The 14,856-nt window shown below is 58.8% G+C and carries 15 protein-coding genes; 12 read left to right on the top strand and 3 right to left on the bottom strand.

The window, feature by feature from the left end:
• Positions 1–5 precede the first annotated feature (5 nt).
• From V8N38_RS20365 to V8N38_RS20350, 4 genes are read left to right on the top strand one after another with little or no spacing between them, the layout of a single operon-like run.
• On the top strand, positions 6–1,067 hold the full coding sequence (locus tag V8N38_RS20365; protein ID WP_080432965.1) for a fimbrial protein: 1,062 nt from the start codon (positions 6–8) through the stop codon (positions 1,065–1,067).
• 56 nt (positions 1,068–1,123) lie between these two features.
• Positions 1,124–1,651, top strand: coding sequence for a fimbrial protein (locus V8N38_RS20360; RefSeq protein WP_055313676.1), 528 nt, complete (start codon positions 1,124–1,126; stop codon positions 1,649–1,651).
• A gap of 51 nt (positions 1,652–1,702) precedes the next feature.
• Positions 1,703–2,398: a response regulator transcription factor gene (locus V8N38_RS20355; protein WP_055313677.1), complete on the top strand. Its 696-nt coding sequence runs from the start codon at positions 1,703–1,705 to the stop codon at positions 2,396–2,398.
• 45 nt (positions 2,399–2,443) lie between these two features.
• Positions 2,444–3,127, top strand: a complete 684-nt coding sequence (locus V8N38_RS20350; protein WP_055313678.1) for a response regulator transcription factor — start codon at positions 2,444–2,446, stop codon at positions 3,125–3,127.
• 231 nt (positions 3,128–3,358) lie between these two features.
• On the opposite strand, the gene V8N38_RS20345 is transcribed toward V8N38_RS20350, so the two are convergent.
• Positions 3,359–3,910 (bottom strand): tyrosine-type DNA invertase, encoded by a 552-nt coding sequence (locus V8N38_RS20345; RefSeq protein ID WP_147840311.1) that lies wholly within the window; start codon positions 3,908–3,910, stop codon positions 3,359–3,361.
• 374 nt (positions 3,911–4,284) lie between these two features.
• Here V8N38_RS20345 and V8N38_RS20340 point away from each other — a divergent pair, with 374 nt between their 5' ends.
• Positions 4,285–5,937, top strand: coding sequence for a multidrug ABC transporter permease/ATP-binding protein (locus tag V8N38_RS20340; RefSeq protein ID WP_060441335.1), 1,653 nt, complete (start codon positions 4,285–4,287; stop codon positions 5,935–5,937).
• Between the two features lie 386 nt (positions 5,938–6,323).
• Complete coding sequence (locus V8N38_RS20335; RefSeq protein WP_072265486.1) at positions 6,324–6,437, top strand: YmiA family putative membrane protein; 114 nt, start codon at positions 6,324–6,326, stop codon at positions 6,435–6,437.
• A 182-nt stretch (positions 6,438–6,619) separates the two neighbouring features.
• Here V8N38_RS20335 and V8N38_RS20330 read toward each other — a convergent pair whose 3' ends face one another.
• On the bottom strand, positions 6,620–7,840 hold the full coding sequence (locus tag V8N38_RS20330; RefSeq protein ID WP_060441336.1) for a CynX/NimT family MFS transporter: 1,221 nt from the start codon (positions 7,838–7,840) through the stop codon (positions 6,620–6,622).
• Between the two features lie 503 nt (positions 7,841–8,343).
• Between V8N38_RS20330 and agaR the strand changes: the two genes are divergently transcribed.
• The 6 genes from agaR to agaF are packed head-to-tail and all read left to right on the top strand — an operon-like array spanning position 8,344 to position 13,024.
• Positions 8,344–9,117 carry a transcriptional repressor AgaR gene (agaR, locus tag V8N38_RS20325; protein WP_004931804.1) on the top strand — a complete coding sequence of 258 codons (774 nt, stop codon included), beginning with the start codon at positions 8,344–8,346 and terminating at the stop codon, positions 9,115–9,117.
• A 23-nt stretch (positions 9,118–9,140) separates the two neighbouring features.
• Complete coding sequence (locus V8N38_RS20320) at positions 9,141–10,424, top strand: D-tagatose-bisphosphate aldolase, class II, non-catalytic subunit (protein ID WP_060422965.1); 1,284 nt, start codon at positions 9,141–9,143, stop codon at positions 10,422–10,424.
• 1 nt (position 10,425) lies between these two features.
• Positions 10,426–10,902, top strand: a complete 477-nt coding sequence (agaV, locus tag V8N38_RS20315) for a PTS N-acetylgalactosamine transporter subunit IIB (RefSeq protein ID WP_019455696.1) — start codon at positions 10,426–10,428, stop codon at positions 10,900–10,902.
• A 14-nt stretch (positions 10,903–10,916) separates the two neighbouring features.
• The gene (gene agaW / locus V8N38_RS20310) at positions 10,917–11,696 is read left to right on the top strand and encodes a PTS N-acetylgalactosamine transporter subunit IIC (protein ID WP_147840312.1); all 780 of its coding nucleotides are present in this window, start codon (positions 10,917–10,919) and stop codon (positions 11,694–11,696) included.
• Positions 11,686–12,579, top strand: coding sequence for a PTS system mannose/fructose/sorbose family transporter subunit IID (locus tag V8N38_RS20305; protein ID WP_147840313.1), 894 nt, complete (start codon positions 11,686–11,688; stop codon positions 12,577–12,579). The genes agaW and V8N38_RS20305 overlap by 11 nt, the downstream gene beginning before the upstream one ends.
• A 10-nt stretch (positions 12,580–12,589) precedes the next feature.
• Complete coding sequence (gene agaF, locus V8N38_RS20300) at positions 12,590–13,024, top strand: PTS galactosamine/N-acetylgalactosamine transporter subunit IIA (protein ID WP_060422970.1); 435 nt, start codon at positions 12,590–12,592, stop codon at positions 13,022–13,024.
• A 22-nt stretch (positions 13,025–13,046) separates the two neighbouring features.
• Here agaF and V8N38_RS20295 read toward each other — a convergent pair whose 3' ends face one another.
• Positions 13,047–14,774 carry an ABC transporter ATP-binding protein/permease gene (locus V8N38_RS20295; protein WP_060422974.1) on the bottom strand — a complete coding sequence of 576 codons (1,728 nt, stop codon included), beginning with the start codon at positions 14,772–14,774 and terminating at the stop codon, positions 13,047–13,049.
• Between the last annotated feature and the right edge of the window lie 82 nt (positions 14,775–14,856).

Raw genomic sequence — 14,856 nt, 5'->3', positions numbered from 1 at the left:
TACATATGATGGCGACAGGAATATCGATTCAACGAGGGATCATCGTCGGCGGGCTATTGGCGTGCGCAACGTTCAGCGCACCACAAGTACAGGCGGCTTTCGGGCAGTGTGCTCCTATTTCGGGGACTCATGGGTTTTCATTCCTCTTTTCCCCGGTTTTAACCGACCCGTCGCAAAACGTGGTGGGGCGGATTATTAAGAATGCTGACGGCGGCAACTGGAATTTGCCCGGTTCTTATCGGGTGAAGTGCGAATGCCAGACGCGTACGGCGTCTTATGTCACCGCCAAAATGCTGCTGAGCGAGCCGGTATTCAGCAGCGGGGGGTTAACGTATTACGCGTTGAATGAATACCTGGGGGTCGCGAGCGAAGTTTTCGTGGCGGGATATCGCAATGAGTTTATTGCCGCACCGTTCACCAATGAGTCTAACTTTAAGACCGATATGGATGGCGATGACGAATCCTGTGCCAGCACGCCCTACAACAGCGGCGCTCGCGGGCGAATTCATCTGTATTTCCGCCGCCCTTTCGTTGGCGTGACCACAATCCCCAGCACCCGCCTGGTGGACACCTATGTCTCGGTGGCGAGTGGCGTGAAAAGCGATGTGCCGGTCTCCACGATATCAATGAGTGGCACCGTCACCGTGCCGCAGAGTTGTGTTATCGATCCGCAAGTGGTTACGGTCAATTTTGGCGACATCCTGACCTCGAATATCCAAACCAAGGGCGCGATGCCGCCCCGTTTTACTCCAGAAGAGAGAACGCTGACGCTGGCCTGTCGCAATATTTCCGCCGGCGTCAAGGTCAGCCTGTCATTCCGCGGCGAGGCTGACGGCAGCATGCCTGAGGCGCTGAAAACCAGCAATCGCGACATTGGCGTGATGATTAAGGATATGCAGGGCAATGTGATTCGGCCTCAGAGCGGGCGCTTGCCAATCGATAACTTCCAATATCCCAATCAGAGTGGCAGTTCACGGATCAGCATCTATCCGATCAACACCACCGGCCAGCTCCCTGCCGTCGGGCAGTTCAATGCAACGGCGACCATTCAGGCAGAAATTCAATAAACGGATATTTCAACGGTAGCGGGCCGTGCCCGGCGTTTAACGAGAAGGAATAAAGTATGGGGAAGGTTATTAGCGGTATCAGCTGCAAATTGGCGCTGGCTGGCCTGTTGCTCTTGGCCATGCCGACAGCGCAAGCCACATCAAAACTCGTCATTACCGGCAACATCAAAGCGGCGCCCTGCGAAATCGACGGCGCAAACGGCTCGATTTCGGTCAATCTGGGGGATGACATTTCCGCCGCCGTCCTGGCGACCTCCGGGGCCTCCAGCCCTTGGGTGGAGTTCCCTTTGACGCTAAAAAACTGTCCGAGTACCACCACGTCAGTTGTCGCGACCTTCAGCGGGACGGCCGCTGAGGAAAGCACCAGCTTATATAAAAGCACCGGCGGTTCTCGTCGGGTCCAAATTGAATTGCAAAACAACCAGGGAGCGAACCTGGGCAATGGCAAGAGCATGACCCAGTCAGTTAATCAGGCGACGCATGAAGCCAAATTCAATTTGCGGGCGCGGGCATACAGCACCAATGGCGGTTCTACGCCTGGCTCGATAGAGGGTGTCCTGCAGGTCACTTTTGTCTATCAGTAGACAAAAAGACCGTCCTAAGTGGAATGCTAACGACAGATTTAAGGTGATGATATGAATAGTAATTATCCATCAAGAGCGACTTTGGCGGCCGGTAAGGCAACGACGGGGGCCGTGGCCATCATGGAGCCCTGCCTCATCACGGCGTTGGGGATGAGAAATCGCTTGATTGAGTCCTGCGGCCTGCAGCCCGACAACGTTCGGCAGGTGACTAACCTGGTGGCATTGAGAACCTTATTCACTCAGCATGTGCACCGCTTATTGGTGATGGATTTGTGCGGTAAATCAGAGTCGGTATTGGACGGTTTCCGGTTGATCGCTGAAGTCCGCGAAAACTCGCCGGACACCGCGATAGTCATTTGCACGGCGCTGGATGAACCCAGACTGCTGCGGCAACTGATCGCCTCCGGCATCAGCGGCCTGATGTTGAAGCAGGAGCCGGCCATTGCGTTGACTCACTGCGTCCAACAGGTTTTGACGGGCTGCAGCAGTTTCAGCCATCGGGTGCGTCAACGTCAGTTGCATGAAGCGACGGCTGACAAGCCCCTGACGGCGAAGGAGTTGGATGTGCTGACCCAGCTGTTTTCCGGTAAAAGCGTAACCAACGTGGCGTTAACGATGTGCCGTGATATACGCACCGTCAGCACCCATAAACGCAATGCGATGTTGAAGTTGGGATTTCACAGCGATGGGGAATTGTACCTTCAGGGGAAATGGATGGCTGCGCAAGGTTCATCCTTTGTTCGCTAGGCATGCGCGAAATGCCTTTCGGCTAAGCAAGCACAGGAGCAGATTATGCATTTATGGCGTCAGCAACCGCTGAACATAGCGATAATGGACAGATGTCCATTAACGTTGGAAGGGTTGGCGAGTTTTTTAAAAACGCTGCCAACCCAGGCAAAAGTCGTCGTAAAGGAAACCAGCGTCCGCGCGGTGGCGGACAGCGTGGTCTATCAGCAGGCCGACGTGTTGATTACCGAAATGGACGGCGAAGATGAGACCGTGGCTCAGGGCAGAGAAACATTGCTGGCTCTGAGCACGCAGCTGCCCGACTTGCGGGTAATCGTCTATACCTGCTGCCAGAATGCAGAAGAGTTAGGGCGCCTGTTGAACCAGCCTAATGTCAGCATCGTTGCCAGAGATGACGCTTTGCCGCTGGTGGCGGAGTTTTTTAATCGCGTGTTGCTGGGGGAACGTGTGTTGAGTCCGCAGATTGGGGCTTTTCTGGCGCCTTCCGTGAGTGGAGAGGAGGTTAGCACGCGAAAGTTGACCCGCTGTGAGAGCGACGTTTTGGCCTTTTTGTTTAACGGTATGAGCCTGCGGCAAATCGCCGAGTTGCAACGCCGCAGCATCAAGACGATCAGCGCGCATAAATGCAGCGCCATGCGTAAACTACAGGTAAAGAATGACAGCGAACTGTTTTCTTTGCACGGCAATATTACGCGGCAATTGGGGGGGAAATGGTCAAAGGGGACCTAGCCTTTAATGGAAGGGTATGGCGTTATGATTTATCGGCAGGTTTACCGCTAGCATAACCAGTGCGGCGTGCCCCTGGGCGCTGAGGCATGAAAAGCAGCTCGGCGTTAAAGTCGTGCTGGAGTAGGCCGTTGATGACGTGCCGGGCTGCATCTTCCCATCTGATGTTTGTACCAAACTCGATGCGCTGTTTAGCAAAGGACGAGGTCCCGCGTAGTTATTCTCATTGTGAGATTAAATGCTGATTGCGCGGAATCGTTCTACGTTGGTCGCGGTGTAGATCACCGTATTCTGGATATTTTTGTGTCCTAAATAATCTTGAATCAAACGCGTATCGATCCCCTTATCCGCAAGGGCGTAGCCGCAGGAGTGTCGCAACATGTGAGGATGGACCTGAACGTTAATACCGGCCATTTCGCCATACATTCTCATTAATCGATACAGCTGCTGACGTGATATTTGTCCGCCGTGGCGCGACAGGAATAACCATGGAGCTTCTGCGTCAGGATAGCTCGTCCGCTGGGCCAACCAATGTAACAGCGCCTGCCGTTCTCGCGGTTGGATCGGATGCTGAACGGAAAACCCGTTTTTCAGCCGGGATATATGGATCCGATTGGAGGTAAGCTCAATATCCTCCAGGCGTAAAGCACGCAGTTCGCTAACCCGCAAACCGTGAATAAAGCACATTAATAGTAGACAACGATCTCGAATGCTATTTTTCCCCTCATGCACGGCAGCAATCAGTTGCTCAATTTCAACCTGGCTGAGAAATTTCCTTTTTTTCATTTTTCTTTCCTGCGTCTTTGATGTTGGCGATTTATATCATGAAGTTTTATTAAAGCATTGGAGCATAATGGGCGGCAAAGGAAATAAATAATTTCATTTTTTAATAGATGGTTTTTTTATCTTTTCTATTTTTTCATTTTTCAAGTGAATATATTTTGTATTTTATATGGTTATTTTATTTGTTTCATGAGGCTATTTAATTAGCGAATATTTAGCATCTCTGTAAGAGCCCCATGGAGAGTTTTCATCCGTTAGACAGCCATGAGATACCCTCTCTCTGATCGGTGCTTGATAAATTGTGATGAGAATTCGTCTTGATCTCATTCTCACGCCGCTTACAATGCCTGCCAGATCGCGACTTCAGAGGTTTTTTCATGGAACTGCTACGGGTGGTTTATCACCAGTACCGTTGGCCATTTCTGGCTGTCATGGCGCTGACCATGGCCAGCGCCGGTTTAGGCATCGGTATCATTGCATTTATCAATCAATACCTGATGGAGGCCGGCGGCAATGCATTGGCCGTGCTGCCGATGTTTCTCGCCCTGCTGGCATTGCTGATGGCGGTCACGCTGGGCTCGCAATTGGCGCTGACGACATTGGGCCATTACTTCGTCTATCGCCTGCGTGGGCAGCTGGTGAAGCGCATTTTGGATACCGATATTGAACGCCTTGAACAATTGGGTAGCGCCTCATTGTTGGCCAGCCTGTCCAGCGATATCCGCAATATTACCGTCGCCTTCGTGCGCTTGCCTGAGCTGGTTCAAGGGGTGATTTTAACCCTGGGGGCGGCGGCCTATCTGGGGTGGCTATCACCGAAAATGCTGGCGGTCACGGCAGTCTGGGTGGCAGTGACCGTCGTGGGCAGCGGCTGCCTGGTGTCACGGGTTTATCGTCATATGGCCAGTTTGCGTGAGTCTGAAGAGCGTCTCTATCATCGTTATGAGTCGGTGATTGACGGTCGTAAGGAGCTGACGTTGAACCGCAAGCGGGCGCAGGCGCTGTACGAACAGGCCTATCAGCCCGATGCGCAAGCTTATCGCTACCATATCATTCGCGCCGACACCTTCCATTTGAGCGCGCTCAACTGGTCAAATATCATGATGTTGGGCGCGATTGGGCTGGTGTTCTTTATGGCCAACAGTCTGGGATGGGCGGACTCGGCGGTGGCCGCCACCTATTCACTGACGCTGCTGTTCTTGCGCACGCCATTACTGCAGGCGGTCGGGGCGTTTCCGACGCTGGTCAGCGCCGAAGTGGCCTTTAACAAGCTGAAGACGCTGCGCCTGGCCGAGTATCAAGCGGCGTTTCCTGCCGCCGTTGGCCGTTCCTGGCAGACGCTGGAGCTACGCGACGTGGTTTTTCACTATGCGGATACCGAACAGCAGCCCGGTTTTGCCGTCGGGCCGCTCAATCTGACGCTGCGCCGTGGTGAGTTGGTCTTTCTGATCGGCGGCAACGGCAGCGGCAAGTCAACGCTGGCGATGTTGTTGACCGGGTTGTACCAACCGGTGAGCGGGCACATCGTTCTGGATGGGGTCGCACAGACCGCGGCGGATATGCCGGACTACCGTCGGCTGTTTTCGGCGATTTTCACCGATTTTCATCAGTTCGATCGCTTGCAGGGGCCGGAAGGTGGTGAACCCGATGCGGAATTGGTCGCCGGCTGGCTCGAGCGGTTGAATATGAAAAGCAAACTGCAGTTCGACGGCACCAGGGTGACCAACCCGCAGCTGTCGCAGGGGCAGCGTAAACGCCTGGCTCTGTTGTTGGCGGTGGCAGAGCAGCGCGATATTCTGCTGTTGGATGAATGGGCCGCAGATCAGGATCCGCAGTTCCGGCGGATTTTCTATCGCGAGCTGTTGCCTGAATTGCGCGCGCTGGGCAAAACGGTGTTTGCCATCAGCCATGACGATCACTACTTTGAACACGCCGATCGGCTGCTTGAGATGCGCTCAGGCCATTTACGCGAGTTGACCGGCATTGAGCGTGAACACGCCAGCCGGGATTCCGTCAGTAGAATCGGTTAACTCACGCCGGCCCGGGCGAGACTAAAACGGGCCGGTGCTCCCCCGCAGGATTTCAGTACGTCGCTTCATTTTCTCTCCCCCCTTCAGCGCGGTCTGTTGCCGATTTGCCTTATGACCAGTCAAATAATTGACTGCTGAATTATTTACCAGTGGTTTAATTTTGACCTCTCAAGGTGTGGCACACTGCACATTCGTTCGCCTATCAATACAAGTTAACGGCTGCCGATAACAAGGGTATCCACGGTGCCGTCCTTACTGAGGCTGCAGTGCAGGTCTATGGGTAGCAGCAGTTTTTTAAAATGCCATAGGAAAAAACGACTTTATCGATCGTTAAAATAGATCAATAATCTCAATTTGAATGGTTTAATCTATTGGTTGAGGGCGCTGTGGTGAGCAAGGATGGATCAGATATCAAACGTAAAGCATGGCTGTGCGTATTTATCGGGAGTGGGCTGTTTTGGCTACTCATCGGCGCCGTGATTTATTGGTTACTGAATTAAGTAGGTTAAGCAGGAAGGCGACTTGTGAACAAAAAGCAGGCTAAAAACCGTGAGGGCGCACAGCGTCGTGCGCAGTCCAAAATTCCGCCTTCGTGGGTGTTGAGCGATGAGCAACGCGCCTTCATTGAAGACTTGTGGCAGGATAGCGCGCCTGAGCCGGCACGGCCCATCGCCCAACGGCGCTAGCTGATCACGCGGCTGCGGCCGGCCAGCGCGCCGAACAGCATTTGCAAAACGGTCAGGCACAGCAGGACGATCAGCGGCAAACGCCAGCCATCCGTCAGATCGTGCAGCAGGCCGAACAACGTGGGCCCCAGCGCCGCCAACAAATAGCCGACGGATTGCGCCATACCCGACAGCAGCGTCGCCTGATGATGATGCTGACTGCGTAAGCCAAAAAACGACAGTGCCAGCACCAGCGAACTCCCCGCCCCCAATCCGGCAAACGTCAGCCACACCAGTGAACTGGCGGGTTGCACCAATAATCCTCCGACGCCGATAAAGATCAGCAGGGAACTGCCCAGCGCGATTGCCCGCTGATCGCGCGCCCGCGGCAAAATCACCACCATGACAAAGTTGGCGACGATCGCGACCACCTGGTAAACGAACAGCTCGAATCCTGCCTGCTGGGCGGAAGTGCCGTGGCTGGCGGCAAAGGCGCTGAACCAACCGATGATGGTGTAGAAGGCGATCGATTGCAGCCCCATGAACATCGCCACTTGCCAGCCCAGCGCGCTGCCCCAGGGAGAACGATAGCGCTGTGGCTCCGTCGGCTTCGGTTCTTTGGTGGCGGGAGTGGCCGAGCGCCGTAGCTGCGGCAGCCACACCAGCAGCGCCAGCAAGGCGGGCAAACCCCAGCACAGCAAAGAGAACCGCCAGCCGAGGTCGGCCAGGGCAGCCAGCGGCACCGCCAGACCGGAGGCGATGGCGGCAACCAGTGACATCACCGCCGCATAGGCGGCGATCATCGCGGCGGCCCGATGCGGGAAATCTCTTTTCACCAGCGTCGGCAGCACCACGTTGGCGAAGGCAATGGCGGCGCCGATCAGGATGCTGCCCGGCCAGAGCATGGCGTCTTGCGGCAGGGAACGTAGCGCGATGCCGCAGACCAGCAGCGCGAGGGCGAGGCCCAGGGTGCGCTCGATGCCGATGCGTTTCGCCAGCGCCGGAGTCAATGGCGAGAGAACGGCGAACAGGATCAGCGGCAACGAGTTGATCAGGCCGGCGGCGGTGGCGGACAACGCCAGCTGTTGCTGGATCTGCTCCAACAGTGGGCCGACGCTGGTCAGGGCGGCGCGCAGGTTGGCCGCGATCAGCATAATGCCGACGATCAGCAGGACAGGGCGGTGTAAACGGCGACGCGGGGTCGCGGTGGACGTTGGGGATGAAGCGGGTTGCGGCATGGGTTCCTCGCACCAGGGCATGCAGTCAATCAGTGCTGCATGGCGTGATGCGTTGATTGACGTTAACGCTTACGTACCGACAAATTGGCGGTATCCGATCGCAAGTGTAGGGAAGATGGCTCACGCTGACAAGGGGACGGGCCGGCGGGATGATGGCGGTTAACCCCTGCCGGCCGCAGGATAATTGCCATTATGTGATCCTGGTCACTGAGTGAACTAAAAGTCATGGCGCGGGGCGCGCCATGCGCCGCTTTCGCTTTCCTCACCGCCGGCTCCGTGGCCCCCCGGCGTTCGCGCCCGTCATGGCATTTCACTTTTCCCCCTTTCCGCTTTTTGGCTTTTCGATCCGTTTCGATTCGAAAGGTTTTTTGGCGGTTTTTTTGCTAAAACGGGGCTGTAAGCCCGATCACAATTTCATTGCTTTCGCTTTGCTGTAATGCCAGCGCAGTAGAGCGAAAGCCATCTTCTCCCCGGCGATGCCGGAAACCTGAGGACCGCAGCTCATGCCAGTGAATACCGCAAAGCGACGTGAACACATCATCGATCTGTTATGCGAGCACGGCAGCGTGCGCGTGGAGCAGCTCAGCAAACAGTTTGCGGTATCCACGGTGACGATCCGCAACGATCTGCGCTTTCTGGAACGAAAAGGGTGTGCGCTGCGCGCTTACGGCGGCGCGATGCTCAATCAGCAATTCGCTTTCGATCGGCCGCTGCGGGACAAAGGGCGGTTGAATCGCGACGTCAAAACGCTGATCGCCAACGCGGCGGCCGGCTATGTGCGCGACGGCGATGCGCTGATCCTCGATTCCGGTTCCACCACCGCGCAGATCGTGCCGTTCCTGAAGGGGCGGCGCGATCTGGTGGTGATGACCAATGCGCTGAACATTGCCTACGAGCTTTCGGGAAACGACGGGGTAGAGGTCATGGTGCTGGGGGGCAGCGTGCGTCGCAACTCTTACTCGCTCTACGGTCCGGCTGCCGAGCAGCAATTGCGTCAGTACCGCTTCGACAAGCTGTTTTTGGGCGTCGACGGGTTCGATCTGAGCGCCGGCATCACCACGCCTCACCCCGGTGAGGCGCACCTCAATCGCGTAATGTGCGAGGTGGCGCGCGAGATTATCGCGGTGGCGGATGCCAGCAAATTCGGTCGCAAGAGCTTTTGCATGATTCGCGAAGCCGGACAAATCCATCGGCTGATCACCGACAGCCGTCTTCCGGACGATTACGAGCGGGCGTTAACCGAGCTGGGCGTGGAGGTCATCATCGCCGATCGGTAGCAGGGCGCCTGCATGGGGGCTTCATGCAGCAGTTGTTACAGCTTGTCGAGCAGCACAAGGCCGGTATGCCGGTCGGGATCTTTTCCGTCTGTTCCGCCCATCCCTGGGTTCTGAAGGCCGCGCTGCGGCAGGCCAAAGCGCGCGGCACGCCGGTATTGGTAGAGGCGACGTCCAACCAGGTCAATCAGTTCGGCGGCTATACCGGCCAAACGGCGGCCCAGTTCCGCGATGCGCTGTGGCGCCTGGCGGATGAGGTTGGCCTGGCGCGCGAGAGAGTGTGGCTGGGCGGCGATCATCTGGGGCCCAACGCCTGGCAAGATCGCCCGGCTCAGGAGGCGATGGCGCTGGCGGAAACCTTGATCGACGATTACGTTCGCGCCGGATTTCGCAAAATTCACCTCGATTGTTCCATGTCGTGCGCCGGCGATCCCTCGCCCCTGGGGGATGCCACGGTCGCTGAGCGTGCGGCGCGCCTGTGCGCGGTGGCGGAGCGGGCCTGGGCGCAGAGCGGCGGCGAAGCGCCGGTTTATGTGATCGGCACCGAAGTGCCGGTGCCGGGCGGCGCGCAGGAGGCGCTGGCGGGTCTGCAGGTCACCACGCCGCAGGCGGTGGCGCAAACGCTGGAAACGCACCGCATCGCCTGGCAAAAAGCCGAGCTGAACGATGCCTGGCAGCGAACTATCGCGCTGGTGGTACAGCCGGGCGTCGAGTTCGATCACCACAGCGTTGAGCATTACCAACCGCAGCGCGCCGACGCATTGAGCCATTTCATCGAACGGCAGCCGGGCATGATCTATGAAGCGCACTCTACGGACTACCAACCACCGCAGGCCTACCGCCAACTGGTGCGCGATCACTTCGCCATCCTGAAGGTGGGGCCGGCGCTGACCTTCGCGCTGCGCGAAGCGCTGTTCGCCCTCGATCGCATCGAGCGTGAATGGCTGGGGGAACGCCAGTCGGCGCAGCTGTGCGCCACGCTGGAGCAGGTGATGCGCGAGCAGCCGCAGCAGTGGAGCCGCTACTACCACGGCACGCCGCACCAGCAGTATCTCGATCGCCACTACAGCCTGAGCGATCGGGTGCGTTACTACTGGCCGCAGCCGCAGGTGCAGCAGGCGGTCGACGGTTTGCTGGACAACCTGCGCCGCAGCCCGGCGCCGCTGGCGCTGCTCAGCCAGTACCTGCCGGATCAGGCGCGGGCGATGAACGCCGGCGAATTGAGCGCCGATCCGCAGGAGTGGGTGCTGCATAAAGTGACGCAGGTGCTCGACGATTATCACGCCGCCTGCTACCCGGAGGGCCGCTAGCATGCCGAACATTTTAATGACCCGTATCGACAATCGCCTGGTGCACGGCCAGGTGGGCGTGACCTGGACCAACACCCTCGGCGCCAACCTGGTGGTGGTGGCCAACGACGAGGCGGCCGCCGATCCGGTGCAGCAGAACCTGATGGACATGGTGGTGGCGGAAGGGGTGCAGACCCGCTACTTCACGCTGCAGAAAACCATCGACGTGATCCACAAGGCGGCGGATCGGCAGAAGATTTTTCTGGTGTGCAAAACGCCGCAGGACGTGTTGACGCTGGTGCGCGGCGGGGTGCCGATCCGGTTCGTCAACGTCGGCAATATGCACTTCGCCGAGGGGAAGCGGCAGGTGCACAAAACGGTGTCGCTGGACGACGGCGACGTGGCCGCGTTTCGCGCGCTGGCGGCGCTGGGCGTGGAGTGCGAAGTGCGCCGGGTGCCGGATGAGGCGGGCGAGGCGATCGGCAAACTGCTCTTTTGAGCCAGGGGGAAAGCATGTTGACGGATGCGTTATTGATTGCGCTGTTGGCCGGGCTGGCGGGGGTTGACCTGTTCGACGGCCTGACCCACTTCCACCGGCCGGTGGTGATGGGGCCGCTGGTGGGGCTGATTTTGGGCGATGTCTACACCGGGTTGCTGGTGGGCGGCACGTTGGAGTTGGTGTGGATGGGGATGGTGCCGCTGGCGGGCGCCCAACCGCCTAACGTGGTGATTGGCGGGGTGATCGGCACCGCGTTCGCCATTCTGACCAAGGCCGACCCTAAAGTGGCGATCGGCGTGGCGGTACCGTTCTCGATTGCGGTGCAGGGCTGCATCACGCTGCTGTTTACGCTGTTCTCGCCGATGATGCACCGCTGCGATCGCATGGTGAAGGAGCTGAACTGGCGCGGCATCGAACGGGTGAACTATCTCGGCATCAGCATCCTGTTCATCTTCTATTTCGTGGTGGCATTCCTGCCGATTTACTTCGGCGCCGATGTGGCCAGCGCCATGGTGCAGAAGGCGCCAGGCTGGCTGCTGGACGGGTTGGCGGTGGCGGGCGGCATGATGCCGGCGATCGGCTTCTCGCTGCTGATGAAGGTGATGATGAAAAAAACCTACGTGGCCTATTTTATCCTTGGCTTCATCTCGGTCACGTTCCTCAAGCTGCCGATCCTGGCGGTGGCGCTGGGTGCCCTGGCGATCGCCCTGATCGACTTCTTCAACACGCAACGCGGCGCAGCAGAGGCGACGGCCCGGCCCGCTCCGCAGGAGGACGCCGAAGATGGCATTTAACGATTCCGACGATCTGCTGGCGCAAAAGGCCGAGCAACGCATGGCGCAGGCGCTGGTCACCAGCCAGGTGGAGCAGGACGACTACCTGGATAACCAACCCGCCGAAGCGCTGACGCGCGGCGACATCAACCGCATGGCCTGGCGTTCGCTGCTGCTGCAGGCGTCGTTCAACTATGAACGTATGCAGGCCGGCGGCTGGCTGTATCAGCTGATCCCCGGGCTGCGCAAGATCCACCGCAACCCGCAGGATCTGGCCAACTCGATGAAGATGCACATGGAATTTATCAACGTGCACCCGTTCGACGTCACCTTCCTGTCCGGCCTGGTGCTGGCGATGGAACAGAACAAGGAGAAGATCTCCACCATTCGCGCGGTGAAAGTGGCGCTTATGGGGCCGCTCGGCGGCATCGGCGACGCGCTGTTTTGGCTGACGCTGTTGCCAATTTGCGCCGGGATAGGCGCTTCGCTGGCGCTGGAGGGCAGCCTGTTCGGGCCGATCGTCTTCCTGCTGCTGTTCAATCTGTTTCACTTCGGCCTGCGCTTTGGGCTGGCGCACTACGGCTATCAGGCCGGCACCAGCGCGCTGGCGCTGTTGAAGACCCACACCCGGCGCATTTCTCATGCCGCGTCGATCGTCGGCATGACGGTGATCGGCGCACTGGTGGCCTCGTATGTGCACCTGTCCACGCCGCTGGTCATGCATGCCGGCAAGGCCAGCGTGGCGCTGCAGACAGACGTGTTGGACAAGCTGATGCCCAACCTGTTGCCGCTGTGCTTCACGCTACTCATTTTCTTCCTGATGAAGCGCGGTTTCTCGCCGGTGAAGCTGATTGGCGTCACCGTAGCGATCGGCGTAGCGGGCAAATTTATCGGCATTTTGTGAGGAGTGGGCTATGCCAGGCATTGTGATTACCGGCCACGGCGGCTTCGCCACCGGGCTGTTGCAGGCGGTGGAGCAGGTGGTGGGGCGGCAGCCGCACTGCGCGGCGGTCGATTTCCCCGAACAGATGAGCACCGCGCAGCTCAACGACGCCTTGCGCTCGGCGCTGGCGGCGGTGGCGCAACCGGACGGCGTGGTGTTTCTCACCGACATGCTCGGCGGCTCGCCGTTCCGCAGCGCCTGCGAACTGGCGGATGCGCAGGGCGATTGCGAAGTGCTGACCGGCGTCAATATGCAGCTGGCGGCGGAAATGATGCTGGAGCGCGACGGGTTGAGCCTGGATGAGTTTCGCGAGGTGGCGCTGGCGTGCGGCAAACGCGGCCTGACGAGCCTGTGGCATGAGCGCCGCCGGGTGAAATGCGAAGACGTGCAAACCGACGGCATCTGAACGAACGCCGTCGGTCTGCGGGTTATACCGGCAGCGGGCTCAGCGCCAGGCGCGCCGGTTGATCTTCGCTGCGGCTGAAGCGCCAGCAGGTCTGGTGGTACTTCGCCACGCTGTTGCGGTGCGCCACGCTGATCAGCGTTACGTCCGGCAGTTCATCCACCAGCAGGCAGTACATCAACTGTTCGGTTTCGTCGTCCAGCGCGCTGGTGGCCTCGTCGAGGAACAGGATGCTCGGGCGAATCAACAGGGCGCGGGCGAACGCCAGCCGCTGTTGCTCGCCCGGCGACAGGCGATGGCTCCAGTTGGCGGAGGTATCCAGCCAGCGCTGCAGGTGCTTCAGGCGGCAGTTTTCCAGCACCCGCATCAGCTGCGGATCGCTGTATTCCGACGCCAGGCTCGGGTAGCTCAACGCTTCGCGCAGCGTGCCGATCGGAATGTAGCTGCGCTGCGGCAGGAACAGCGTGTTGGCGTTGGCCGCTACCCCGATAGCCCCCGCGCCGTAAGGCCAGATACCGGCGATGGCCCGCAGCAGCGTCGACTTGCCGCAGCCGGAAGGGCCGACGATCAGCAGGCGTTCGCCGCGTTGCAGCGTCATCTCGGCGCCGGCCAGCAGCGGCTGGCCGTCGGGCAAGTTCAGGCTGAGGTTATCCAGCGTTAACGGATGGGCGGTCTCTTCCCGCAGCTGAACGCCGCGCGGCTGATGATGCACCTGATCGACGGCGGCGTTGAAGCCGGCCAAACGGTTGACGCAGGCTTTCCAGGTCGCCAAATCGTTAAACGCGTCGATAAACCATGACAGCGCACCTTGCACCTGGCCGAAGGCTGAGGCTATCTGCATCAGGCCGCCCATCTGAATAGCGCCGGAGAAGTAGCGCGGCGCGGCCACCAGCAGGGGAAACACGATGGCGAACTGGCCGTAGAAGTTGGTGGCGATGTTCAGCCGCCGGGTGATGCGCATAATTGCCCACCAGTTGCTGCGAATGGTGTCGAAACGATCGCCCAGCTGCTGCGCCTCGCGCGGTTCGCCGTGGTACAGCGCGATGGCGTCGTTGTTTTCGCGGATGCGGATCAGGCCGAAACGGAAGTTCGCCTCGTACCGTTCCTGATTGAAGCCCAGCATGACCAGCGGTTTGCCGACCCACCAGATCAGCAGCGATCCCAGCACCGCATACAGCAGCGCGAACCACACCATATAACCGGGCAGCGTGATGGCGTGCTGGCCGAGTGCGAAGGTCATCGGCCCGCTGACGTGCCACAAGATGTCGATAAAGGAAAACAGCGTCACCAGGCTGGAGAGCAGCCCGAGCGACAGCGACAGGGTATATTGGGTCAGCACGTTGAGATCTTCGGCGATACGCTGATCGGGGTTATCGACGATCTGCTGCTGCTCGGTGTGGTAATACGCCTGGTGTGCCAGCCATTTTTCCATGAACTTTTCCGTCATCCAGCGCCGCCAGCGCATCTGCAGCCCCTGAGTCAGGTAGATCTTGTAGACCGCCAGCACGATGAAGATCAGCGCCAGATAGGTAAAGCGCCACAGCTGCGCCTTGAATACCGGGTAGTTTTTGTTCTGCAGCGCATCGTAGAACACCTGGTTCCATTGGTTGATCTGCACGCTGATATAGACCAGGCCGAGCGACAGGACGACGATGGCGATCAGCATCATCCAGGCGCGCCATCGCTCCTCCGACACCCAAAAGGGTTTGATCAGCTGCCAAACGGCGTGTTTCTGCAAGGGGGTTGCGTTCATAGCGACTCGTTAATTGCGGCATTTTGTTCAGCATGGGCCGCGGGCCGGTAACAAACAAACCGCGACTGTAAGCAGTTTTGAC

The sequence above is a fragment of the Serratia nevei genome (assembly GCF_037948395.1).
Taxonomy (GTDB): domain Bacteria; phylum Pseudomonadota; class Gammaproteobacteria; order Enterobacterales; family Enterobacteriaceae; genus Serratia; species Serratia nevei.
The sequence above is the reverse complement of the archived record's forward strand: the minus strand, read 5'-3'. Positions and strand labels throughout refer to the sequence as shown.

Excerpts from the sequence above, each read along its gene's own strand:
- V8N38_RS20365 (WP_080432965.1), top strand. The coding sequence starts at position 6 with ATGATGGCGACAGGAATATCGATTCAACGAGGGATCATCGTCGGCGGG.
- V8N38_RS20360 (WP_055313676.1), top strand. The coding sequence starts at position 1,124 with ATGGGGAAGGTTATTAGCGGTATCAGCTGCAAATTGGCGCTGGCTGGC.
- V8N38_RS20355 (WP_055313677.1), top strand. The coding sequence starts at position 1,703 with ATGAATAGTAATTATCCATCAAGAGCGACTTTGGCGGCCGGTAAGGCA.
- V8N38_RS20350 (WP_055313678.1), top strand. The coding sequence starts at position 2,444 with ATGCATTTATGGCGTCAGCAACCGCTGAACATAGCGATAATGGACAGA.
- V8N38_RS20345 (WP_147840311.1), bottom strand. The coding sequence starts at position 3,910 with ATGAAAAAAAGGAAATTTCTCAGCCAGGTTGAAATTGAGCAACTGATT.
- V8N38_RS20340 (WP_060441335.1), top strand. The coding sequence starts at position 4,285 with ATGGAACTGCTACGGGTGGTTTATCACCAGTACCGTTGGCCATTTCTG.
- V8N38_RS20330 (WP_060441336.1), bottom strand. The coding sequence starts at position 7,840 with ATGCCGCAACCCGCTTCATCCCCAACGTCCACCGCGACCCCGCGTCGC.
- agaR (WP_004931804.1), top strand. The coding sequence starts at position 8,344 with ATGCCAGTGAATACCGCAAAGCGACGTGAACACATCATCGATCTGTTA.
- V8N38_RS20320 (WP_060422965.1), top strand. The coding sequence starts at position 9,141 with ATGCAGCAGTTGTTACAGCTTGTCGAGCAGCACAAGGCCGGTATGCCG.
- agaV (WP_019455696.1), top strand. The coding sequence starts at position 10,426 with ATGCCGAACATTTTAATGACCCGTATCGACAATCGCCTGGTGCACGGC.
- agaW (WP_147840312.1), top strand. The coding sequence starts at position 10,917 with ATGTTGACGGATGCGTTATTGATTGCGCTGTTGGCCGGGCTGGCGGGG.
- V8N38_RS20305 (WP_147840313.1), top strand. The coding sequence starts at position 11,686 with ATGGCATTTAACGATTCCGACGATCTGCTGGCGCAAAAGGCCGAGCAA.
- agaF (WP_060422970.1), top strand. The coding sequence starts at position 12,590 with ATGCCAGGCATTGTGATTACCGGCCACGGCGGCTTCGCCACCGGGCTG.
- V8N38_RS20295 (WP_060422974.1), bottom strand. The coding sequence starts at position 14,774 with ATGAACGCAACCCCCTTGCAGAAACACGCCGTTTGGCAGCTGATCAAA.